Below are 23978 nucleotides of genomic sequence, written 5' to 3' on the forward strand. Positions count from 1 at the left end.
AGAGAGGTTTGGAGAGAGGTCAAAGTGTATTGCATCCAAACGAGAATCGCTATAAGTGATTAGCCGGACATGATAAAACTATCCTTTCGTACTTAGGGCTTCATAATAACTACACCATAAGCATCTGGGGAAAGATAGTCTTTAGCTGCTTGCATTAAGTCAGTAGCATCTTGATTCTCAATTTCAGCTGGGTAGTTAAATGCAGGTTCCAAATCTCCCAGTAAAGATTGATAATAGCCATATAACCCAGCGCGATCGCTTGGTGTTTCGTTACCAAAGATAAATCTGTTGGCTACTCGTCGCCGCACACGGGCAATTTCTGATTCTTTCACCAACTCTGTATGTAAACTACGAATGTGTTCGGCGATCGCATTTTCTACTTCTGCTAAATTTTCCACTGCACATTTAGCTGAAATATAAAATGTACCTTGCAACTCATGGCTAATGTTGCTTGCTGAAATTGAAGAAACTAATTTCCGTTCTTCTCGTAAATCTTGCACTAGTCTTGATGTTCGTCCATGTCCCAAAATTGCTGCTAAAACATCGAGTCCATAAGTTTGTTCTAGCTGTATCATTCCTGGAACCCGCCAAAGCATCACTAATCTAGCTTGTTGCAGAGTTTCATCAATAAATTCTCGACGGACTATTTCTGTAAATGGTGCTTCAATCTCTAAAGACCCGATTAATCCCGTCTGTTTGTAGAGACGCGATTCATCGCGTCTGTGGGCTTGTGTAAATCCTTCGGTAACGGCTGCAATTAATTCTTCTACAGGCAAATTGCCCACAGCCACAGCAGTAATTGACTGGGGTTGATACCAAGTCCCATGAAAATCTCGCATTTGCTGGGGTTTTAGTCCAGCAATTACTTCTTCTGGCCCTAACACCGCACGCCGATATGGTAACCGATCAAACGCTGTCTCCATTGCGCGTCTATAAGTGCGACGCCGGGGATTATCTTCTGAACGTCTAATTTCTTCCAAAACTACTAATCGTTCCCGTTCAAAAGCATCATCATCAATACTGGCATTAGATACTACATCTATTTGTAATGGCGCAAGCTCGGCAAAATCTTTAGGCGCAGTAGTTATATAGTAATGAGTATAGTCTTGGCTAGTAGCGGCATTGGTCACAGCACCCCGTTCTTCAATTCGACGTTCAAACTCACCGCTAGCTAGTCGTTCTGTTCCTTTAAAAATCATATGCTCTAAAAAGTGAGCCATACCGTTAATGGCATCAGATTCCACAGCTGAGCCAACTTTGATCCATAGACTGAGGTTCACGGCATCAACTGGCATTTGCTCAGCTATGATTGTCAAACCATTAAGTAATTTATGCAGATTTGGAGCATTTAGACGAGGAAATTTGTCCAGGGTTGAGGTCATCGCTACTTGTGTGGGAGGAGCTATATTACTCTTTATATCTTATCTACGACTTACAGCAGTTTTCAGGTAAGTAATTAGACACGCAAGTCGATGCAACTCAATTGCGAAGCGACACAACTCAATTGCGAGGCGACACAACTCAATTGCGAGTCGATGCAACTCAATTGCGAGTCGATGCAACTCAATTGCGAGTCGATGCAACTCAATTGCGAGTCGATGCATTAACAATGCAGGGCGGATATTGTGATTCGAGTTTAAATAAATGAAAAACGCTGTAAAATTATGAGTAGTAATGTTAAGAATTATAAAAAATAAGTATCAATGTCCAGGATTTCTGTAGACAAAACTAAACCTCGTGTTGTCGTCATTGGTGCGGGAATTGGTGGACTGACAGCTGGGGCATTATTAGCTCATAGAGGTTACAGCGTCTTAATCTTAGACCAAGCGATCGTACCGGGAGGCTGTGCATCTACATTTAAACGCCAAGGATTTACCTTTGATGTAGGTGCAACCCAAGTTGCAGGTTTGGAACCTGGAGGAATTCACCACCGGATTTTCTCAGAATTAGAAATAGATTTACCAGAAGCCACACCTTGCGATCCTGCTTGTGCAGTGTATTTACCTGGAGAAAGTACGCCCATTAACGTTTGGCGCGACCCAGAAAAATGGCGAGAGGAACGACAAAGGCAGTTTCCTGGTAGCGAACCGTTCTGGCAATTGATGGCAAGTTTATTTAATGCCAGTTGGGAATTTCAAGGACGCGACCCAGTGCTACCACCGCGTAATTTATGGGACTTGTGGCAGCTAACCCAAGCACTACGTCCCAGTACATTAATTACTGTACCTTTCACTTTCTCGACGGTGGGAGATGCTTTAAGGTTATGTGGACTGGGAAATGACCGACGACTGAGAACATTTTTAGATTTGCAACTCAAATTGTATTCCCAAGTGAATGCAGAGGAAACAGCATTACTTTACGCCGCCACAGCTTTGAGTGTATCGCAACTGCCCCAAGGATTATTTCATCTCCAAGGTAGTATGCAAGTATTAAGCGATCGCCTGGTACAATCCTTAGAACGAGATGGCGGCAAATTATTGATGCGCCACACCGTCGAACAAATCAAAGTAGAAAACGGCAAAGCCAGTGCTGTAGTGATTAAAAATCAGAAAACCGGCGAAGTCTGGACAGAAGCAGCTGACCATGTAGTTAGCAACGTCACCGTACAAAACTTGGTGCAGTTGTTAGGAGAAAAAGCCCCATCTGGTTATCAAAACAGAGTGGAAAAACTCCCCCAAGCATCGGGCGCATTTGTGGTGTATTTGGGCGTAGACGCCAGTGCTATTCCTCTGGAATGTCCACCCCACCTACAATTTCTGTATGATGCCAACGGCCCCATTGGCGAGAATAATTCCTTGTTTGTTTCCGTCAGTCATCCTGGAGATGGTCGCGCCCCGGAGGGTAAAGCCACGATTATCGCTTCATCATTCGTCGATCCTGCGCCGTGGTGGAAAACTCAAGATTATCCAGGATTAAAACAAAAGTATACCCAACAAGCGATCGCTCGTCTTGCCCAATACTTTTATCTCAAACCAGAAACGATTATTCACGTAGAAGCCGCAACACCCCGGAGCTTTGCACATTACACAGCCCGCGATCGCGGTATAGTTGGCGGTATCGGTCAAAGAATTCCCACCTTTGGTCCCTTTGGCTTTGCCAATCGTACACCAATCGAACATCTTTGGTTAGTTGGTGACTCCACCCATCCCGGCGAAGGCACCGCAGGGGTGAGTTACTCGGCGCTAACAGTAGTCAGGCAAATCGAAGCGCAGATGTAGGGCATCACAGCTGTGCTACCCTACAACGTATCTGTAGGAAGAGTTTTGTCAAATACTATAAATCACACTTATAACCGATGACAAAAGAGACAAAAAACTGATGAAATAAGGTTAGTGTTGCTAATGCCGGAGTAATGACAGACAGAGTTTTAATTCTTGGCGGACGGGGGCGCATTGGTAGCAGTGTTGCTCAGGATCTAGCTACCCACACGCAGGCACAAATTACAATTACTGGACGTTCTGCCGAGACTGGCAAAGGCGTTAGCTTGTCCTCAGGAGGGCAAGTAGAGTTTTTAGTATTAGACTTAGCAGAAATTGATAGATTAAGAGAAGCGATCGCCAACTCTAATTTAGTCATCCACTGTGCTGGGCCATTCCATTATAGAGATGCTAATGTTCTAGAAACTTGTATTGCTCAACGCGTTAACTATATAGATGTCAGCGACCACCGTTCTTATACTAGTAAGGCTCTCAATTATCATCAACAAGCTGCTGCTGCTGGGGTGACAGCGATTATTAATACTGGCATTTTTCCTGGTATTTCTAACAGCATGGTACGTCAGGGTGTTGAACAATTTGATAATCCAGAAAAGATCCATTTAAGTTATTTAGTTTCTGGTTCTGGCGGTGCTGGTATTACAGTCATGCGAACAACTTTTTTGGGATTACAACATCCTTTTGAAGCTTGGATAAATGGCAAATGGCAGATAGTCAAGCCCTATAGTGAAAGAGAAATAGTTAACTTTCCGTCTCCCTATGAAGACAGTGGAGTTTACTGGTTTGATATGCCAGAAACCTTTACACTGCCTAAAGCCTTCCCATCAGTAAAAACTGTAATTACCAAATTTGGTTCTGTACCCGATTTCTACAATCACTTGACTTGGATTGCGGCACATATTTTTCCCAAGTGGTTAATGCAACGTCGTTACATGATTGAATTTCTCTCTCATGTCAGCCATTCTATGACAGATTTCACTGATAATTTTAGCGGTATTGGCGTAGCAGTTCGTTCAGAAGTTACAGGACAAAAAAATGGGAAACTAGCCGTTTTTTGTTCAAATTTAGTGCATGAAAATACAGCAACTGCTTCTGGTTGTGGCACTGGTAGTATTGCCCAATTATTGCTAGAAGGCAAACTCAAAAAACCAGGGGTTTTTGCTGTAGAAGAAGCATTACCAACAGATTTATTTGAACATACAATGCAAAGCCGAGGAATTAAAATTCATCACAAGTGGTCATAAAGAAAAATTAATTAATATCTCTTACGGTAGAAGGAAAAACTGTACTTAAAGCATTAGCATACCTTTGAGCCTGCAAACTTGAATCCATTTATACATAACAATTGGCTCAGAGTAAAAAATCACGATACAGGGAAGCTTTTCCATGCAAAAAATTCTATTAACTTTAAAAAAAGCTTTACATTCAAGCTTTTTGATTGTTAGCTTAATGATTTTTATCAGTTTGTCTGGTTCATTCATTTTCATTCAGCAGGCTAGTTATGCAACTACTCTTGAAGAATTAAAGCTAATACCTCCAGAGTATAAACCTAACTCTGAAGAAAAAATTAACCGCGCTAACGAATATGATCCTGGTGTTGGCGTTCAAGAAGAAGCACGACAAGAGGCTTACGAACAAGCAGTAAAAGATTCTCAAAATCTTGGAACTATCGAGAAGGCTTACGAAAGAAATTTAAAGGCTGAAGGAAAGTCTGAGCCTAATTTAGTTGATAAAGCTGGAGAGATAGTTGAAAAGGTGACAGGTAAGGAAAAAATAGTAGAAAAAGTGGGAGACATTAACAATTCAAAATTCAAAATTCAAAATTTAAGACATTTTCAGAAGGGAATTTAAACCCCGACTGAAACTGGGACTACGTATAGACGTAGCGCAAAGTCGAGCCACTGCGTTCCTGTCGCCCTGCGTCGGAAAGCAAGTGGCGTTGAGCTAAGGCTTCCTTAGATCATAACTTTGTAAGAGAGGGGTCTTAAACCCTTTGACTTACGATAAGAATTTATATACTGTTTTTTGTCTCTTGCTCGATCGCTTCTAAATCATTCCTCAAAAAAGAGAATCCCGGTATATTGAAGATACTGGGATTTTGATATCTTGAATTATGAATCTCCAATTTATTGTTACTCAAACTCATCAATTGTGTCAGGAGGAGTAGGCTTTGCGTACTTGGCAATCCTGCGTTCGTACCACTCCATTAAAGGAGTTGCACTAATTCCATGTACAATCACAGAAACCACAATAGTAGTGTAAGTTATCCAGGAAATTTGTTCTGCAACTTCGCCTTCTAAGCCTTTACCAAAGGCATAGGCAAGATAATATAAAGAGCCAACACCGCGAATCCCAAACCAACCAAATAACAAACGTGTTCCTGGGTTCAAGGTGCGACGGTGAGAATATATAGGACGTTTTCCTATTGTACTAATCCAGACTCCTAAAGGTCGGATGATTACAAACAATAAAAATATCACTAACAAAGATTGAGCCGCATAATTTAACATGGGCTTGACTAATAATATCGACCCCAATATTAAAATTGTCCCGATTTCTAAGAGCTTTTCCATTCGCTCAATAAATTCTAATTGTTCTAGTGGTTTATCAGGATTTCTGTAACTGCGTTGAACCACTAAGCCAGCAACAAATACTGCTAAAAATCCGTAGCCATTAACAATTTCTGTCAAAGAATAAGTTAACAAAATTGTAGCGATCGCCACAAAATCTTCCATCAAATCATCAACCTGACGACGTTTTTGAATTTTTTGATCTAACCAAACTATTACTTTAGCTACAACAAATCCCATTATAATAGCAGCAGCGATCGCCCAAATTAAATCAACTAAAACCCACTGTTTAAACCAGCTGCCCCAGTTATCTTCTTTGAGGGCATAAATCCCAAAATAAACAAACGGAAAAGCTAAAGCATCATTTAACCCACCTTCAGAAGTTAAACCAAAACGTAACTCATCTTTATCCTTGACATCAGTCAATTGAACTTCCGAAGCTAATACTGGATCGGTTGGAGCGAGAATTGCTCCTAATAAAATTGCTTCTCCCCAATTCATACCTAAAAAGAATTTACCTACAGCAGCTATAGCAAAAATTGAAATTGGCATTAAAAATCCAATTAGTCTGGCTGTAATTCCCCAAACTTCTAGCCTTAAAGGGCGAACAATTCTTAAACCGCAGCTAAACACGGAAATAATTACTACTAATTCTGTAACTTTTTCCAGTAATTGGGCGTTGAACACTTCATCTCGACGTAGTTGAATCAGTCCAAAGCCATAAGGTCCTAAAACAATACCAACAATTAGATAGATAATCGCAAAAGAAAGAGGTAATCGTGAAATCCAACCCGATCCTAAGGTGACCGTTAGTAAAAGTAGACCGATTACAAATAGGTCAATAATATAGATATCTACCATATGGAAAGTATATAAAAATTAAGTGTTACTTTGTCAGCTTAGTTGCAATAGCTTCTAATTAGAAATTACCTGTAGGTAGATTTTAGGAATAAATGCATTAGAGATACAGCAGATTTCAGTTTTGTGAAATATACAACGATTACTCTCAAAATCAGCTATTTAACCTGTTTTAATCCTCAATTATGATTCCTGAATCCTAAATTTTGCTGTAATTAAGTAGATTCAGCGAAAATTACGAAATTAAGCAAAGCCAAGCTGAATACTTAAAATATCAAGAGTAACTCTATAGGTTAGGCTACTAAGCAAGTCTGCTCGGATTTAACTAACTCAATCAAATAAATAAATGCCATGAATGAGGAATTTTACAATAGAGGATTAGAAAAGGCTAAGCAAAAAGACTACGCCGGAGCAATTGAGGAATTTAACCATGCTTTACAATTAACGCCTTACTTTACCGAAGCTTATTTGCAACGGGGTTTGGCATATTATGACTCAGGAGCATTCCTAAAAGCTGTTTCAGATTATACTGAGGCTCTGAAGCTCAATCCTGAGAGTGTAGAAGCATATTATTGTCGTGCCTTAGCAAGGCTGGCGCTAAAAAATTTGCCGGGGGCCTTGGAGGACGTTGAACGCGCGATTCGTTTCAATCTCAATTATGCTCCTGCTTATCAACTGCGGGGGATGTTGCGGCGCAAACAGGGTTATATTCAAGATGCGATCGCTAACTTTAAAAAAGCTGCTGGATTATATCTAGAACAGCAAGACAAAGAGAGTTGTCGCCTGTGCCTGGAACAAATTAAACAGCTACAACCCCAAGGATTACCCGCTGTGCAGGCATCGCGTTCTGCAAATGCGCCGATTTTATCGACAAAAGAATATTTCACGCAACTATTAGAAAAGGCTGAAAAAGGAGATACCCAAGAGGCACTAGCAGATTTAAACTGGATATTGAAAGCCGATCCGCAAGATGCCCAAGCTTACTGCTGTCGTGGCGTTGTACGCTGTAAAATGGGCAATTATCGAGAAGCGATCGCAGATTTTAATCAAGCATTGCGACTAAATTTTGAGGATGCCATTGTCTATCGCAACCGAGGCAAAGCACGTTCTGTCTTAGGAGATCATACTGGAGCGATCGCAGATCTTAATCAAGCAATCCAAATGCAACCAGAAGATGCCTTAGTCTATGTTGCCAGAGGTAATGCCTACCGGGCAATGGGCAACTATCTCGGTGCAATTCAAGATTACAGCCAAGCCCTGCAAATCAATCCTGATGATGCTCAAGCTTATTACAATTGCGGCATTGCCTATTCTTGCATAGAAGAAATGCAAAATGCTGTGGAGAATTATCAACGCGCAGCGAGTATTTTTTGTGAACAAGAAGACTGGGTAAATTATCAACAAGTCTTAAGCAGCCTAGAAAAAATCCAAAAATTTAATCCAGAGTTTAAAAAGCAAAATTATAACCTGCTACGTCAGCGACTTTTGCGGATGGTGGGGGGATATTGGGAAATCGCCGAACGATTAATTGAGCAAAAGCAGGATTATTATCCTGGGATGTCAGACGAGTGGTATTTGCAAAAAGTAATTGATGATTTAGAACGCGATCGCGGTATGTAGAAGATAAATGCTACTATACACATAAATTCACCCGTATAATTATACGGGTGAAAATGCTAGTGATCGGTCGTTATTGTCTAAGAAAAGTAAAAGCACCTAAAATTAACAACGTTCCAAAGTTTAGTTAGATTGTGCCAGTTTTACGGCGACGACGTAAGCTAAACATGCTAACTGCTCCTACCGCAAACATTGACAGAGTAACAGATGGTTCTGGAACGGTAGCACCAATTAAGCCTTTAACATTAGCCTCACCGATATCAAGAACAACGATAACATCATTAAAGTCACGGTCAGAGCCTTCGTTCCACTTACCAGTTGCAGAATCTACACCTGAAGCGTGTAAACCACCGTATAAATCCTCGAATGCCAGAATGATGTAGTTGTTGTAGGCATAAGCAACTGTGTGCTGTAGTCCGTCAGCATTAGAGGCAGTGTCTGTACCAAAGATATTAGCAGAGCCACCACGGTTGAGGCCATCAGCTCTTAACCAGAAATCCAGTTGAGTACCTGCGGTAAAATTACCAAGATTTACACCATCACCCAGCTTGAGCGCATTACCACCCCAACCACCAACACAGCCGTTTCCTTCACAAGAAATATCGTTAAAAACTAGCCCAGACTTATTAGTAGTTCCTGCGGCATCGAAGGCTAACTGGTTTCTATAACCAGCACCCTCATTGATAAAGTAAACAGAAACATTGTGGTCGTATTTGAGGTTTAATTTAGTTGGGTCTAATTTAAACTGACCGCTATTTGGAATTTCAATGCCTTCTGCTTGAACAAATTGTTGGAAAGGGGTGTCGTTAAAACCAGTTTGAGACTTATTAAGTACTGTTGGTTGACTCCAAGAATCATTCCAAGTAAAACCAGAAGCTGATGCCGTTTCTACTTTCGATACTAATCCGGTCAAGGTAGCTGTAGCAGCAATCAAAGCGGTGAATAAAGTACGTTTCATAACAGAGTCATTAATTAGGGAATACAAGTTAGCAAATGCTCTGATGAGCAGCGATTTCTCTTTTGTCGTCCCTTACTTCTAACAGTTATGCTTCTAGAAAGTCAATCTTGTTTTTGCGCTTTTTTAGTATATTCAAATAGCTCTTTATTTAAAGTGATTTTACTTAAAAAAGACTATTATTCATTCGCTAATACACTGTTATTAGCACTGAGGTTTCAACTTAATATATGATGAAAAATTGATGAAAAATTTATATATTTTATGAAAATAAGATATGCAATTTATAGAGTTAAAGCCTAAAACCTAAATCTCTAGCGATTTTCCAAGAGACAAAGTACATAGGTAGGTTCGTGGTGTCATACGTATCTACTTCAGCCTTGGCAAATAGAATTCGGGGTTATACAAACAAAATTGATCTTCGTACTTACGTTGAGAAACGTAGTAGTCCATTAAATCAACGAAATCTGAGTAAATAAATTTGTAGTCAGGACTTTAGTCCTTGTTTGAAGCACTGAAGTGCTTAGTGCCTACCACACTTTCGTTTACTTGAAGTAATCCGCTTTTTCGAGTTGAGGGCGAGTTTCTTGACGCCATCAAATAAAAGTCCCATAGTAGTCTGTCAACATCCACTGGGTTATCGTCAGAATCTGGAAGTTATGCCAAGGATGGGAGACAATTTCCAGGGTTGTGCTTAAAGATAACGGTCTTTGCTTCGACTTGATGAATATATTTTAAGGTTAAAATAATCAAGCTTTTCCAGAGCTACATCACCCCCCTCGCAGATAGAATTCATATATGAACCCTACACAAGAAAAACTAAAAATTCAGTTTGAGCAGGCTTTAGCCGCAGCTTTTGGTGCTGACTTCGCCAGAATAGATCCTATTTTGGTTGCTGCTAGTAATCCTAAATTTGGTGATTATCAGGCAAATGTAGCTTTATCCCTGAGTAAAAAGTTAGGAAAGCAACCAAGATTAATCGCATCTGCCATAGTTGATAAATTAGATGTATCCGAAATCTGCGAACCACCAGAAATTGCTGGGCCAGGATTTATCAATCTGAAGCTGAAAACAGTATACCTGGAAGCACAACTGAACGCTATTCAAGGAGATCCCAGGTTAGGAGTCCCAACGGCGAAAACACCACAACGGGAAATTGTGGATTTTTCGAGTCCGAATATTGCTAAAGATATGCACGTCGGGCACTTGCGTTCTACAATTATCGGTGATGCGATCGCCCGCGTTCTTGAATTTCAAGGACATGATGTCCTGCGGTTAAATCACGTCGGTGATTGGGGTACGCAATTTGGCATGTTAATCGCCTATCTGCGAGAAGTCCACCCCCAAGCCCTGACTACTGCTAATGCTTTAGATATCGGCGATTTAGTCACTTTTTATCGCCAAGCCAAACTCCGGTTTGATGCAGATGAAGCTTTTCAAGAAACAGCACGCCAAGAAGTCGTCAGATTACAAGCAGGTGCCCAAGATACACTCCATGCTTGGAAATTACTGTGCGAACAATCACGGCGAGAGTTTCAAGTAATTTATGATTTGCTGGATATCAAGTTAATTGAACGAGGGGAATCTTTCTACAATCCCTTACTACCAGGAGTTGTGAAAGATTTAGAAAAATCTGGATTACTGGTAGAAAATCAAGGGGCAAAATGCGTTTTTCTGGAAGGGTATACAAATCGAGAAGGTGAACCCTTACCTTTAATTGTGCAGAAATCAGATGGCGGTTATAACTACGCCACTACAGATTTAGCATCCCTGCGTTACCGGATTCAGCAGGATGAAGCAAAGCGGATAATTTATGTAACAGATGCTGGACAAGCAAACCATTTTGCCCAGTTTTTCCAGGTAGCACGCAAAGCTGGATGGATTCCCGATGATGTGGAATTAGTACATGTGCCTTTTGGGTTGGTGTTAGGAGAAGATGGTAAAAGAATCAAAACTCGTTTTGGGGACAGTGTAAGGTTACGGGATTTGTTAGATGAGGCAGTTGTGAGGTTTCGGGAGTTACTTGAGACAAAAATTCAAGAAGAAGGTCGTAATGAAACTGAAGAGTTTAAAACTCATGTTTCTAAAGTAGCCGGCATCAGTGCTGTTAAGTATGCTGACCTTAGTCAAAACCGCACCAGTAACTATATTTTTAGTTACGACAAAATGCTATCTGATAAAGGCAATACTGCACCCTATATGCTATATGCTTATGCCCGGATTCAAGGGATTAGCCGCAAGGGTGAAATTAACTTTGAGGAGTTAGAAAATAATGCTGTAGTCTTAGAGCATGAAACCGAATTAGCGCTAGCAAAATATTTACTTCAACTCGATGAAGTTATTAATACTCTAGAGCAAGATTTATTGCCTCATCGTTTATGTGAATATTTGTATGAACTGAGTAAAAAATTCAATCAGTTTTATGACCGCAATCAAGGAGTTCGGGTGTTGGATGCCGAGGAACCCCAGCGAACATCCCGCTTGATTCTGTGTGATTTGACCGCTAAAACCCTGAAGTTGGGATTATCTTTGTTAGGAATTCAGGTATTAGAAAGGATGTAATATATTTTTCTAAACGCAAAGGTACGCAGGGAAATAAGAGTTAAACTGAAGTTAATTTTTCTTTGTGTCCTTTGCATCTTAGCGGTTATTTAATCACAATTGGTGGAATTATACAAGAAGTTTTGTTGGAGACTTACAAATGGTACGGACACCATCAAAAAACATAACTTTGGCAGAGTTTATGATGCTACCAGAAACCAAGCCCGCTAGTGAATACATCGATGGGCAAATTATTCAAAAACCTATGCCACAGGGAAAGCACAGTATAATTCAAGGTGAAATGGTTAGCATTATCAACTTAAGCGTCAAGCCCAAGCGAATTGCTCGTGCTTTTCCAGAACTGCGGTGTACATTTGATAGCAGATCAATTGTCCCAGATGTGGCAGTATTTACTTGGGAGAGAATTCCCCGCGATGAAAATGGCCAAGTTGCGAACGTTTTCCAAGCCGCTCCCGATTGGACTATCGAGATTCTATCACCCGACCAAAGACAAACCAAATTTACAAAAAATATTTTACATTGCCTAAATTATGAAACACACATGCGCTGGCTGATCGATCCAGAAGAACAAACTGTGTTTGTGTACATACGCAATCAACAGCCAGTGATGTTGGATGAGCTAAAAGATTTACTTCCTGTGCCAGATTTTGCAAGTGAGTTGAAGCTGACGGTCGGAGATTTACTTGGTTGGTTATCGGAGTAAAAAACACAAACTGAATTAGGAAATCTGCTAAGTGCAACAGGTTTTATGGGTAGGAATTGGTTGTAAACGGGGAACTTCATGGCAGTTAATTGATTTGGCAATTGAAAAAGTATTTGAAGAAAATCAACTTTGCCAAAATGCGATCGCGGGTATTGCTACCATCGATACTAAAGTCTCAGAAGTTGGCTTAGGAGAATTTTGCAACCTACGCAATTTGCCCCTAAAAGCTTTTTCTGCCGAAGTTCTTCGCCGTGTCTTGGTTCCTAACCCCAGCACAATTACCAACCAAGAAGTAGGTACACCCAGCGTAGCAGAAGCAGCGGCTATTGTTGCAGCCACTCAATTCAACTTTTTATTGACTGATTCTCTCTCTATCAGCACAGAACAATTGCGGGTAAAATTCTTAGTTTCCAAACGAATTTTCCAATTAAAAGGGCAACCAGGAGCATTAACGCTAGCTGTTGCCCAATCTGCAAATTTTAATAATTTTTCTACTCAACAACTCTCAAAAGATAGTTAATGATGCTAGAAACAATTGCTAGTACAATTGAACCAAATAAAGCAGGTAAAAAGCCCTTAATTTCAAAACCAGAACCAGGAGTTAGGACACTTGCCAACCAAAGGGCTAAACCATTGATCACTAATGTAAATAAACCAAAGGTGAGCAAGGTAATCGGAAATGCCAAAAGACGCAAAATAGGCCTGATAAACGCATTAACAAGCCCGATAACCACTGCCGCAACCAGGGCTACAACAAAATTATTGACAATAAAACCATCAACAATTTTAGAAGTGATCAATAACGCCACCGCAGTACCGAGCCAAGTTAATAAAAAGTGTTGCATAAGTTTTTTTAGAAGAATTAACCGTAAGTTTAATTAATTTGACTTTTGTCCATTGCGATCTGTAACATACAGCAGAATTCAGGAGCAAAGCCGGAGATGCTCTGCTGGCATAGAGAAATACTTTTAATCCCAGTATCTTTATCGTATTGCACGATGTACCTAAGTCAACTAACCAGTGACAATGCGATCGCATACAGCCCCAATCCATAATTTTATTCAAAGACAAAAAGGACAAGGAAGAATTTACTCCCTTATCCCCCTTATTCCAAAAGTTGAATAATGATAATTTAAGTTCCCTAACGCCGCAAAAGAATTTCCCAAGTAGCCCCCCCAGCTACGCCGTCAGGTTCTAAACCATAACGCTTTTGTACAGCTTTAACAGCGGCCTCGGTTGTCGCGCCAAAGTCTCCATCTACATCGCCTTTTAAGTAACCAAGCTTTTTCAGTTGTTGCTGCAATTTGACAACTTCCGAACCACGTAACCCTATACGCAAAATTGGTAATCCTTCTGAGGTGTATTGAATACCAGGGGTTCGTTTAGTACTTGTATTTGACTGAGTTCGGGTAGTTTGTCCGCTACGTGTAGTTGACTGAGTTCGAGTAGTTGATGTAGTACGCTGCGGTGTTTTTTGAGCTTGTCTAGGGTTAGCAGGCCTTGGTTCAGGGTTGCTAGCAGCTTGTGTTGCAGCTTTCTTCGGTGGTTTGGGGCTGGTAGCGGCTTGTTTCTTTGGTGGTTTGGGGGTGCTAGCAGCTTGTGTTACAGGTTTCTTTGGTGAGTTTGGGTTGGTGGGAACTTGGGTTACAGCTTGTCTTGGTGGGTTGGGATTTGCAACGTTGGTGAGGCTGGTAGCCTGGGTTGGAACGGGAAAATTTGTCGCTGAGTTAAATCTTTGCCCAGATGAAGGAACTGTTGATGCTACTATCGGTTCTCTGGGAAAAAGTCGTTGCCATGTGGTGGCATCAACGATGCCATCTGGATTTAAGCCAGCTGCTTGTTTAAATCGGGAAACAGCACCAGCTGTATTTTCACTATATATACCGTCTACTACACCAGAGTAAAAACCCAAAAGTTTCAAAGCTGCCTGAAGTTCAGATACGCGTTCGCCTTGGCTACCAACTTTCAGGGTAGGACGGCTGATACTATCTACGGGGTTTACTTGGGCTATTTTTTGTGGGGCTGCAATTGATACTAGAGCAGAGGAGGTAATGAGCAGAGGTGTAGCGGAGAACAGGAGTATTTGAGTTGCTGATAAAGACTTAAATCTCTTTGTCCACCAAGCTTTTTGCCGTTTTTCCATTCTACAGCGATTTACAGTTGGATGTAGTAATTTTAAGTAACTCAAAATACTTGCTGTCGGGCTGTGTTGCATGGAATTTACTCCCAGAATATTCTGATGCTAATGGTACAGCCGCTTGGTGTAAAAAACAGCTGTTACACAAAGCGATATCTACCTTTTCGCCGTGATGGGCTACGTCTGTACCATCATCTACCTTATGCGATCGCCCCATTAATTGCTGCTTCTTGGCCAACTAAAGACACATAAGGTTCTTTTAAATACTTACAAGCTGCGGCGATGGCGTCTTGGGCATTCACAGCCGCAATCAGTTCTTGGAACTTAATGTCAAAATCAATTCCTAACCCCAAAATCTCATACCAACCGTATATCTGAGCAATTTGTCCGTTCGTTTGTTTACCCAAAGCATACTGTCCCAGAATCTTGTTTTTAGCAGCTTGGAGGGCACTTGGGGATATTTCGCTGGTAGATAATAAATCTACTTCTGTACGCAATCCTTCTAAGGCTATGGTGGTATTTTCTGGTGCTGTACCCATATAAACCACAAACGATGCTGGGTATAGCCTGGTTGAATAAAAGGCAGATACCTCGTAAGCCAAACCTCGCTTTTCCCGCAATTCGACAAACAAGCGGCTAGAAAGCCCATTTCCTAAGTAGGTACACAGCAATTTCAGTGGGGCATAGTCAGGAAAACTTACTGATGTTCCCATATAACCAAGCATCACGATTGATTGTTGCGTCTGTTGTGGCTTCAGCCTTACCTGTGGTTCCACCCTAATTTCAGGTAAATTGAGTGTTGGCAGTGCTGATGCTGGAACTTGCCAATCACCGAAAAGTTTTGTTACCAATGCTACTGCATCTGTGGGTGTGACTCGACCCGCAATACTAATTACCAGATTATCGGGACGGAAATAAGTTTGATGATACTGCACTAAGTCTGCACGAGTTAAGCTGCTCATGGTTGTTTCATCTCCCAATACCGACATAGCATAGGGATGATTTTGGTACATTACCTGCCGCATTTGCTCATAGGCCACAGTGAAGGGTTGCTCTTTTTGCGAACGAATATCTTGTAGTGCTAAACGCCGTTCTAGTTCCACTTGGACTTCGGGAAAAGTAGGCGATCGCAAAATCTGCCCTGCCAATGTTAAAATTTCGGCAAAATCGGATGTTACCGTCTTGAAAGATAGTAAAAAATAATCAGTGGCGGCATCTGCACTTAAACTCGCCCCAACAGACTCGACTTTTTCAGCAATTTCCAAGCTAGAAAGTCCATCGCATCCCTTTGTCATCACTGCTGATAACAAATGTGCCAACCCTGCTTGTTCTTGGTTTTCGTGACAACTGCCGGCACGCACAAAAATTCGGGCTGCAATAATGTCCGCAGCAGGATTTTCTGCCACTAGCACGACAATACCATTGTTTAATACAGTGCGATGGATAGGCGACTTTTGCAGCAAGGTTGTCATTTGTTATTTGTCCTTTGTCATTAGTTATTTGTCATTACTTTTTCCACCCATCCCGGCGTCTCCTCATCTTCCATACCTAACATGGTCTAAGCACAGTAACCGCATAATTTTGCGGTGAGAGATACTGTTTAGCTAATTTTTGCAGTTCTTGGGCATCAAAAGACTGAATTTCCTGGGGGTATGTCACAGCTAATTCGGCTTGGGCTATTGTATTGTAGTATCCGTAAAGTCCTGTGAGTTGATTTGGCGTTTCAGTAGAAAAGGCATACTCGTTACATAGTAGCCTGCGCGAGCGGGCTAGTTCCTGTTGACTGATTTCCTGAGTCTGTAACTTATCTAAATGCTCGCAAATCAACGACTCAACTTTTTCTACATTTTCTGGTTCCAACCAGGCAGTAATTGTAAATAAACTCGATTCCCGCTGCAAAGAAAAATTACTACAAATTCCTTGTACTAATTGCAGATCTTCCCGCAAATCACGTACTAAACGTGAAGTCCGCCCTTCTGCTAATAACACCGACAACAAATCTAAGCCATAGGCAGTGTGGATTTCTTCTACTCCTGGTACAACCCACGCCATTAACAATCGCGCCTGCTCTATGCGTGGTAAACATAGTTCTTGACGACGAATTTCTGTTATTATCGGCTGTCCCACTTTTTCAAACTGCGGACAATGACAAGGTTCGGCAAAATCAGCAAATGAACGATTTACTAATTCCCAAGCTGCCTGCTGATTTATGCCACCTGCAATTACCACTGTCATGTTTTCTGGTTGGTAATGGGCACGGTGAAAGCAGCGCATTGCTTCTGGTGACTGCTGCATCAGTTCTTGCTCAGTACCCAGTACCGAACGTCCGTAAGGGTGATGCCCATAGATGCTGCCAATCAAAGCTTGGAATCCTATCCAGTCAGAATCGTCATTGCACGAGCGAATTTCCTCTAGTACTACGTCCCGTTCGCGGCTAAATTCATCTTCTGGAATTGCCGCATTCAGCAGTAGTTCTCCTAAGTGCGGCAGGGTATCTTGCAAATAAGGCGCGGCTGTGGTCAGCGAATAATGAGCATAATCATAGCTTGTTGCCGCATTACTAACACCACCCCGGTTTTCAACGTTGTGGTCGAACATTCCAGGGGGTAGTGTTGCTGTACCTTTAAAAATCATGTGTTCTAAAAAGTGCGCCATACCGAACCACGGTTCTGGCTCTAGGGTTGTTCCAGCGCGCACCCAAACATCGGCCACAACTACAGGTGTAGTGGGAATTTCTTGATGAATAAACGTTAAGCCACTGTCTAGTCGGAAGACCGAGGCTGGAAATACGGTATTAGTTAGTTGTTGTGACAATTTTTTGTAGCTTTAACCACAATTTCATTCAATTGTGCGATTTTAACTCCGAATGTTACCTAAATTAGAATCATGTTATACAGATTTTGTTTTTATTAGCAGGTAGCGCCCAATTGAACTAGACGCCACAGGTTTGCTACCCTAACGCCTATTCCATCGAAATTAAAACCCCTATAAGTAATTTTTTTCGATGCATGGAATACAGTCAAAAGCTTTAATTTGCGTCGTTTCCAATTTTTTGAATTCTACTTTTAAATTTCTGATTTCTAATATAAGTTTTACTAATTTAAATAATTAAAGCTCCCAAATTCTAACTGACTTTGGGAGCTAATAATTTTAAGTTCACCGCGACGCCGTTTTACCTAAGTTTATGACCTGGGTTTATCCAGGTGGGAACCTAAATTCCTCGTTTAAAGTTTCCGGGTACATGCCCGGTCTACTGCCACGAGAAATATTGACTCCCTTGTCTTTAAAGGCATAGATCAAAAAACTTGATGGCAGTCACCAACGTCGTAGTGCAACTAACTCATTATAGCTTTCAAAAAGATGTTGTGTGTTCAACATCGAAAGTTTCTCAAAATTTAGCTGGGATACCAGATAGATTCTATGGTTTGGGCAACAGCGTTCGCCAACGGCGTCGGCGCAGCCATCGCTTGCTCTCGATTTTGATTATCCAGCAAAACGGTGACATGTCCCAACTTTCGCCCAGGACGCGATTGAGTTTTACCATACCAGTGGACATGCGCCTGGGGAATCTCTGCTATTTGTTGACGCTGGCTTTGGTAATCGCTGTGAGAATTTTCATACCCCAATAGGTTCACCATCACAGCACCAGCACACTGTAAACTAGGATTTCCTAAGGGTAAACCACAAACTGCCCTTAGCTGTTGCTCAAATTGAGAAGTTTCACAAGCGTCAAGGGAAAAATGGCCAGAATTGTGGGTGCGGGGAGCAATTTCATTTACCAGCACTTTGCCATCAGTGGTGAGAAATAGCTCAATTCCAAAGATACCCACTACTTGCAGGCTATTTAATAGAGTATGTGCGATCGCTTCTATTTGTGCTACTTGATTAGGGGTAATTTCAGCTGGCGCAATTACCTGCCGACACACTTGTTGTTTTTGTTGGGTTTCTACCACTGGATAGGTAACTATTTCTCCGTCCACAGAACGAGCTGCCATGACTGCTAGTTCTCTTTCAAAAGGTACAAATTCTTCTAACAAAAAAAGTGATTGATTTAGAGTTTTTGTTATAGTTTCATAACTTAACTTTTCTTCTAAAGCAGCTAAGTCCTGAATTATGAAAGTACCCTGACCATCGTAACCGTGGCGTCGGGATTTCAGAACCACAGGAAAACCTAGATGTTCTATTTTTGATTTGAGATTTTCTGTTTGTTCGACGGCGAAAAATCGAGGAACTGGCAAGCCTAAATCCCTTAAATAGCAACGCTGATCATATTTATCTAAAAGAGGAGTTAATGCTTCTAATCTTGGACGGAAACAAACACCTTGTTCTGCTAAAACAGATAAAGCATCTAAGTTAACAAATTCATTTTCAAAGGTGATGACATCGCATTTTTTCGCTAATATTTCTGTAGCACTGGCGTCATCTACAGGAGCAAAAACAATTTCTTGAGCGATTGACACCGCCGGATCGCCTTCACTAGGAGTTTGTACTACTAATTCTACTCCTAGCTTGCGTGCTGCATCTGCCATCATCCAGGCAAGTTGTCCGCCACCAATTACACCTACACGTTTCATTAACATCCCAGAGAATCACGAGTTTGCACACCTGTTTTGGAATTCACACCACTGGCTTGTGTACACAGTTCTTTGATTTGCGCTTTATCCAAAATTGCATCTGTAAAATCTGCACCGTCTATATTCACATCATTAAAGATGGCGCGGAGCAAAAGGGCTTCTTTGAGAACAGCATCACTCAAATCTACCTTAGTCAAGTTTACCTGATCGACCATTGCATTCGTTAAATCTGCTCCGTGGAGATTTGCTTGCGTCATCACCGAAGCACTCAATACTGCTCCCCGCAAATCAGCGTTTGTAAAATTAGCAAATTCCATGTTGGCGTTAGAAAACTCCGCAGCTTGTAAACTTTGACCAGAAAAATCACGTCTCGACAACTCTGCATTACTAAATGAGAGTGGATGAGTCCAGTTTACCGCCAGTGCAGGATGGGCCACGCACCATACAATAATCCCCAAAAGTAACGCCAATCCTTGCCGCCAAAACATATCCAGAGCCAATTTTGTGTATAATCGCTGCATTGTAAGCTTACCGCATTTGAATATTAAGTTGACTGCGCGATCGCAATTGCGACTAGCAGCCCTCCTACTGAACTTGGGAATCTATAATTTCCCCTGCTTAATATTTTGTAACGTGAAAACAGCCTGCGCTTCTCATCTTGAGCAAAATTATTTCTGCGACTTTAGGCACAAAGGGTGGATTACTTGGGTGGAGTATGGGGCGATGTCTACGACGGGCTACGCCTACGCAACATCATACCAGCAGAATTATTACCAAAGACTGATACAAATAACTTTCTATTTTTTTAACTCTCAAGGAATGATTTCAAGCTATGTCTACCAATAGCTAAACCTACATCCATCGATTTATTTACAATTCTTAACTTTAAGTTTTTCACGTAAAGTTTATTTTCATTTGAAGTCAACAGATTCTATCCACTGCTAGGCTTTTAATTAAGCAAAGCAATGTTTGAGCCTAATTATCATTTATCTCAACTGCTTCACAAAGCTTAAAAATACCATAGATAGAGTTGATTTTATACCGAATTAGTTATATTTTCATGAATCTCCAAGAGATTATCTTCACCAACTACACAAATTCCACAAACAGAACTCCCAACTGCGATGATTAATCATTACTCACTTCAATGGATTGAGGCATGGTGCCAAGAAAATGGCTGGACAGATTTATTTGTCGAGCGGCGTAACAACTTCTGGGCTTTCCCTCCGGGTGGAGTAATGCCCGAACCGATTCCAGTTCACGTTCTCAGAGTGATTAAAGCCGAGAAGGGGTTGACTTTTGAAGAACGATTGTGGTCTAGCTCAGCAGTAATTGGCACAATCTTCGCTATTCTTTTTACCATTTGGTTCCAGTCTCCGATGCCATTAGTTTTAGCTTTCGCTTTTAACGCAGTTACGGTGGCTCAATTGGAACTTGAGGATGCCTAAATTTATAATTTTGGGCTTTGGTATTAAAACTGCTTTTGTTACAAGTAAACAAGAGCAGTTTTTAATTTAAGAAAAAGAGACGAAATTACCACAACTTTAGCTAAAGATTATTAGTTATTCATTGATGAATTCTGTTTGTTGACAGATGCAGATATTTTAAGACATTAGCATTTGACAGACACATCTGTTACATTGCTGCGAAACTGCACCATAGCTTCACTAGCACCGAAATGTGATGCAATCTGAGGTAACAACATCTTTCGTTGTGTCGCCCATAGTAAACCACGTTTAGGAATTTGAAGACATCCTCCCAGAAAAGTTGCTTCATCTTCGTTGTTCTGTTTGCGTTTTGGTAGTCCAGTTACCGAATCAAAGCCAACAGGCTTATGATTGAACAACACATGAGCTATTTCATGCATCAGATTTGATTCATACCGTGTAGGTGCATGACGCGGGTTGTATACAATCCATAGTGGGTTATAGCGTATAATCCCTGCTGACCAACCATCGCTAGCAAGTAATACTGCTACTTGCTCTGGCTCTAAATTCGGAACCTGATCGGGTATAAAAAGTCTTGCTCCTAACTTAGTTGCTAGAATGTCTGCGGGTAAAGGTTCAAACGATCGCACTCGAAGTAAGCTTCGTTGTTCGGTTGCGATCGCTTCACAGCGTTGCCTAAATTCCGGCGATAGACTTTGAATTAATGACATATCTTTAGGGATCTTGCTTCAATTCGCCATCATTTTGAGACAAATCGCGATACGCTGCTTTAACTAAAGATGCTAAAGCATTAGCGATCGCTGGATCAAGATTTTTGTCAGCGCGTAGTTGAATAGCGATCGCTTCAGGCGTATCCAGTTGATCCTCATCTGAGGTTCTAAACAACTCCGCAGGCGGCACTTCTAGCCAGTTACAAAGTGCCAGAAAAGTTTCCATATCCGGCATTTTGCCACTCTCTACTCGTGAAAGAGTGGATGGACTAACATTACCAATCTCCGCCGATGTTTCCCGTAGTCCTCTGCTGCCGCGTTTTTTGCGGACTAGGCTTGCTAATCGTTCTATATCTAGATAACTTCCCATTCCTTTGCTCCTGTCTCACAAAAGAACAAATGGTTTCTTAGTTGACACAAAATAAATAATATTGTACGGTTTATGAAACAAATGTATCACGCTTGAAAAAGTTCGTGCTGTTAAAAAAATCCTCTAAATGAAGGATTACCTTCAATGGGAAGTAATGAATTTGATAATCTCATCCTTGGTTTAGCAGAGTTTGTCCGTCGAGATGGCAGGTATCCATATCCTGAACTGCTCCGTCATGCTCTTAATAAACTAGCTCTAGAGTTAACTGCTGTAACATACCCGCGGACTCTAACTGGTCTTTTAGGATTACTCGAAAAACCTGTAAAAACTTGGTATCCAGGGCGCTTACTGCCAAAAGAGTTTGACTCAGATTTTGGCCTGCTCTATGAAGGGGTGTTAAGTGAAGAAGCAAGTCGATATTTATATGAAGAACTACTTGAAAAAACCAAGTTGTCAGAGTTTGCCACCACTTTAACCAAACAAATTGCCATAGAGAATGTCCAGTTTCAGAAAATTTTGGAACGATTGCAAGAACTTTACAACAACAATAGCGATCCTGATCGCGTTCAGCAAGAATATGTTTTGCTGCGCCGATTTTTGATTGAGAATGGTTACACAACTCCGGCACAGCTTCGCAAAGCTTTTTTAAAAAGCCGACATATTGATATTGAAGAAGTGGGCGATTTCTACGATGAGTGTCAAGAAAATGAGGCTTGTTGGAATTGTGATCGCTGCGGCCCTTTGTTTAAAAAGTATGGAAAGTTACGTGGTATTAAACCCAGTGCTTGCAACGATCATCGCCAAAATTTGCCATTTATTCGACAAATCACCTGGAAACAAGGGCTGCGTCGTCTGAAGTTTGGTATCCATTTGCGTATTTGTTTACCGGGTATACCTGAGATGCGTTTATTTAAAGCGTTGGAAGAACTTCAAAGCAAATATCCAGATCAGCTTTGTGCCATCCATCTTTATCCTGGTATTGATCGCTATGACTTACAACTACGCTTCTGTGACCAATCAACCTGGGCTGTAGATATTAAAGATTACCGAAGCCCCTACAATTTAGCACCAAAGCTGACACCTCTATTCGGTGAGGGCGATCTGTGTTATGACGAGAGCTTTTATGTTATTCCCATCCAACGCCTACAACAACGAGAGGACTACCTCGAAATTCTTCGTGAACAGGCGATAAAGTTGCCTAGCAGTACAAACCTTTTGAGTGATGCTGTATTTGAGGAAAGAGTTATCCATAAAATTGAGCAGTTGCGGGAAGGAAAATAGTCCATGAGTCAGATGAACTTATTTGAAGTACCAACCGAGTTTCAAGACCGACTCAAAGAGTTGAAGGAAGCAGGTTTGGATCGTACTCAAACTGAATTGTTGCTTCAAGTAGAGCTTGGCTTTGCTCTGATGGAGTATTTAGAACTTGATGATGAGCCAGTCAGCGCACCTTGGGCAATTTTGAGTGGAATGCCTTTGAGACATCCACGCTTACAGAGTTTGAATGAAATGGAACGTCGAGCGATCGCTAACACTCGCCAAATTGTTCCATTTTCCGCCCGTTTCGCTTGGTTAGGCGCACTGCGTTCTTATCTAAGGATTCCTCTAGATTGGCGTAACTATCACGAATTTACTCCGCAAAACTGGGATAGCTATATTATTAATGCTGCCAAAAATCTCCGGCATCAAGTTCATCAAGATTTGTACGAACGTTGCTTAAATACCAATTTAGATTTCCGGCTTCGCAAAGTTAAACGGGTAGAAGCCAGAACCACTTATCAATTTGAGGCAAAGACAGGAGAAGAGACGGTTATAGTACCAGTCAGATTTACACAGCAGCAAGTACGAAATGCTCAAATACAGCCGTCACCTTGGTTTGCGTCTCGTTCTCGTACTTCGTTTTCGCTTCGTATTTCAGATTTAGAGCTAGATGCAGCATGGATTGATCAGCGAGAGGAAGCGTTAGCGCGTCAATATGGCTGGAATCAAACTGGTAGAGGACACTGGGTTGATCGCTTTCGCAAAATTAATTTCCACAAAGTTCAGGAGAACGGAACACTGTTTCCGCAAGAGGAGCAAATTCTTGAGTTAGATGGCTTCACAAATATTGCAGGCATGGTTGCTTCTGGAAAAACCACGGTTTCGCAGTTGTTCAGTGTTAATATTTTGCGGCATCATTGCGATCGCCGGATCACGTTAGTCGTTACGCAAATTTCTCACAAACAATAAAAAATCAATTCACATCGCTTGATGTAAGAC

At 41.3% G+C, this 23978-nt stretch carries 22 protein-coding genes and 1 other RNA gene; 11 read left to right on the forward strand and 12 right to left on the reverse strand.

Annotated elements, in window-relative coordinates:
* Positions 1–92: 92 nt before the first annotated feature.
* The gene (locus tag ACM0OY_RS33240; protein WP_414573028.1) at positions 93–1382 is read right to left on the reverse strand and encodes a M16 family metallopeptidase; all 1290 of its coding nucleotides are present in this window, start codon (positions 1380–1382) and stop codon (positions 93–95) included.
* A gap of 101 nt (positions 1383–1483) precedes the next feature.
* Here ACM0OY_RS33240 and ACM0OY_RS33245 point away from each other — a divergent pair, with 101 nt between their 5' ends.
* From ACM0OY_RS33245 to ACM0OY_RS33260, 4 genes are all read left to right on the forward strand, one after another.
* The gene (locus ACM0OY_RS33245; RefSeq protein WP_414573029.1) at positions 1484–1648 is read left to right on the forward strand and encodes a hypothetical protein; all 165 of its coding nucleotides are present in this window, start codon (positions 1484–1486) and stop codon (positions 1646–1648) included.
* 55 nt (positions 1649–1703) lie between these two features.
* A complete protein-coding gene (gene crtD / locus ACM0OY_RS33250; RefSeq protein WP_414573030.1) occupies positions 1704–3218 on the forward strand; it encodes a C-3',4' desaturase CrtD in 1515 nt (504 codons plus the stop codon).
* 134 nt (positions 3219–3352) lie between these two features.
* Complete coding sequence (locus ACM0OY_RS33255) at positions 3353–4459, forward strand: saccharopine dehydrogenase family protein (protein ID WP_414573031.1); 1107 nt, start codon at positions 3353–3355, stop codon at positions 4457–4459.
* 142 nt (positions 4460–4601) lie between these two features.
* Positions 4602–5066: a hypothetical protein gene (locus ACM0OY_RS33260; protein WP_414573032.1), complete on the forward strand. Its 465-nt coding sequence runs from the start codon at positions 4602–4604 to the stop codon at positions 5064–5066.
* A 281-nt stretch (positions 5067–5347) separates the two neighbouring features.
* On the opposite strand, the gene ACM0OY_RS33265 is transcribed toward ACM0OY_RS33260, so the two are convergent.
* A complete protein-coding gene (locus ACM0OY_RS33265) occupies positions 5348–6646 on the reverse strand; it encodes a cation:proton antiporter (RefSeq protein ID WP_414573033.1) in 1299 nt (432 codons plus the stop codon).
* Positions 6647–6994: 348 nt separating this feature from the next.
* Between ACM0OY_RS33265 and ACM0OY_RS33270 the strand changes: the two genes are divergently transcribed.
* Entirely contained in the window at positions 6995–8263 is a 1269-nt protein-coding gene (locus ACM0OY_RS33270) for a tetratricopeptide repeat protein (RefSeq protein ID WP_414573034.1), read from the forward strand.
* A 124-nt stretch (positions 8264–8387) separates the two neighbouring features.
* Here ACM0OY_RS33270 and ACM0OY_RS33275 read toward each other — a convergent pair whose 3' ends face one another.
* Positions 8388–9218, reverse strand: a complete 831-nt coding sequence (locus ACM0OY_RS33275; protein WP_414573035.1) for a DUF4114 domain-containing protein — start codon at positions 9216–9218, stop codon at positions 8388–8390.
* A gap of 795 nt (positions 9219–10013) precedes the next feature.
* On the opposite strand from ACM0OY_RS33275, the gene argS reads away from it, so the two are divergent.
* The 3 genes from argS to ACM0OY_RS33290 all read left to right on the forward strand — a co-directional run bounded on the left by argS (position 10014) and on the right by ACM0OY_RS33290 (position 13000).
* The gene (argS, locus tag ACM0OY_RS33280) at positions 10014–11777 is read left to right on the forward strand and encodes an arginine--tRNA ligase (RefSeq protein WP_414573036.1); all 1764 of its coding nucleotides are present in this window, start codon (positions 10014–10016) and stop codon (positions 11775–11777) included.
* A gap of 139 nt (positions 11778–11916) precedes the next feature.
* Complete coding sequence (locus ACM0OY_RS33285) at positions 11917–12480, forward strand: Uma2 family endonuclease (RefSeq protein ID WP_414573037.1); 564 nt, start codon at positions 11917–11919, stop codon at positions 12478–12480.
* Positions 12481–12511: 31 nt separating this feature from the next.
* A complete protein-coding gene (locus ACM0OY_RS33290; RefSeq protein WP_414573038.1) occupies positions 12512–13000 on the forward strand; it encodes a cobalamin biosynthesis protein in 489 nt (162 codons plus the stop codon).
* Here ACM0OY_RS33290 and ACM0OY_RS33295 read toward each other — a convergent pair.
* The 7 genes from ACM0OY_RS33295 to ACM0OY_RS33325 form a co-directional block, all read right to left on the reverse strand.
* On the reverse strand, positions 12972–13325 hold the full coding sequence (locus ACM0OY_RS33295; RefSeq protein ID WP_414573039.1) for a phage holin family protein: 354 nt from the start codon (positions 13323–13325) through the stop codon (positions 12972–12974). The genes ACM0OY_RS33290 and ACM0OY_RS33295 overlap by 29 nt on opposite strands.
* A gap of 296 nt (positions 13326–13621) precedes the next feature.
* Entirely contained in the window at positions 13622–14695 is a 1074-nt protein-coding gene (locus ACM0OY_RS33300; RefSeq protein WP_414573040.1) for a peptidoglycan-binding protein, read from the reverse strand.
* Positions 14696–14817: 122 nt separating this feature from the next.
* The gene (locus tag ACM0OY_RS33305; RefSeq protein WP_414573041.1) at positions 14818–16089 is read right to left on the reverse strand and encodes a M16 family metallopeptidase; all 1272 of its coding nucleotides are present in this window, start codon (positions 16087–16089) and stop codon (positions 14818–14820) included.
* Between the two features lie 76 nt (positions 16090–16165).
* The gene (locus tag ACM0OY_RS33310) at positions 16166–17431 is read right to left on the reverse strand and encodes a M16 family metallopeptidase (protein ID WP_414573042.1); all 1266 of its coding nucleotides are present in this window, start codon (positions 17429–17431) and stop codon (positions 16166–16168) included.
* Positions 17432–17769: 338 nt separating this feature from the next.
* Positions 17770–17953: non-coding RNA, 6S RNA (ssrS, locus tag ACM0OY_RS33315), on the reverse strand.
* 59 nt (positions 17954–18012) lie between these two features.
* Positions 18013–19191 carry a 5-(carboxyamino)imidazole ribonucleotide synthase gene (locus ACM0OY_RS33320; RefSeq protein WP_414573043.1) on the reverse strand — a complete coding sequence of 393 codons (1179 nt, stop codon included), beginning with the start codon at positions 19189–19191 and terminating at the stop codon, positions 18013–18015.
* Positions 19191–19679 (reverse strand): pentapeptide repeat-containing protein, encoded by a 489-nt coding sequence (locus ACM0OY_RS33325; RefSeq protein ID WP_414573049.1) that lies wholly within the window; start codon positions 19677–19679, stop codon positions 19191–19193. Before ACM0OY_RS33325 ends, ACM0OY_RS33320 begins: the two co-directional genes overlap by 1 nt.
* Positions 19680–20315: 636 nt before the next feature.
* Between ACM0OY_RS33325 and ACM0OY_RS33330 the strand changes: the two genes are divergently transcribed.
* Positions 20316–20639 (forward strand): hypothetical protein, encoded by a 324-nt coding sequence (locus ACM0OY_RS33330; RefSeq protein WP_414573044.1) that lies wholly within the window; start codon positions 20316–20318, stop codon positions 20637–20639.
* Between the two features lie 164 nt (positions 20640–20803).
* Here ACM0OY_RS33330 and ACM0OY_RS33335 read toward each other — a convergent pair whose 3' ends face one another.
* Both ACM0OY_RS33335 and ACM0OY_RS33340 read right to left on the reverse strand, forming a co-directional pair.
* Positions 20804–21349: an ImmA/IrrE family metallo-endopeptidase gene (locus tag ACM0OY_RS33335; protein WP_414573045.1), complete on the reverse strand. Its 546-nt coding sequence runs from the start codon at positions 21347–21349 to the stop codon at positions 20804–20806.
* Positions 21350–21353: 4 nt separating this feature from the next.
* A complete protein-coding gene (locus ACM0OY_RS33340) occupies positions 21354–21719 on the reverse strand; it encodes a helix-turn-helix domain-containing protein (protein WP_414573046.1) in 366 nt (121 codons plus the stop codon).
* A 144-nt stretch (positions 21720–21863) separates the two neighbouring features.
* Here ACM0OY_RS33340 and ACM0OY_RS33345 point away from each other — a divergent pair, with 144 nt between their 5' ends.
* Positions 21864–23000: a hypothetical protein gene (locus tag ACM0OY_RS33345; protein ID WP_414573047.1), complete on the forward strand. Its 1137-nt coding sequence runs from the start codon at positions 21864–21866 to the stop codon at positions 22998–23000.
* Positions 23001–23003: 3 nt separating this feature from the next.
* Positions 23004–23948, forward strand: a complete 945-nt coding sequence (locus ACM0OY_RS33350) for a hypothetical protein (protein ID WP_414573048.1) — start codon at positions 23004–23006, stop codon at positions 23946–23948.
* Positions 23949–23978 lie beyond the last annotated feature (30 nt).

Origin of the sequence: Nostoc sp. CCY 9925 (assembly GCF_963920935.1) — a bacterium.
Classification (GTDB): domain Bacteria; phylum Cyanobacteriota; class Cyanobacteriia; order Cyanobacteriales; family Nostocaceae; genus Nostoc.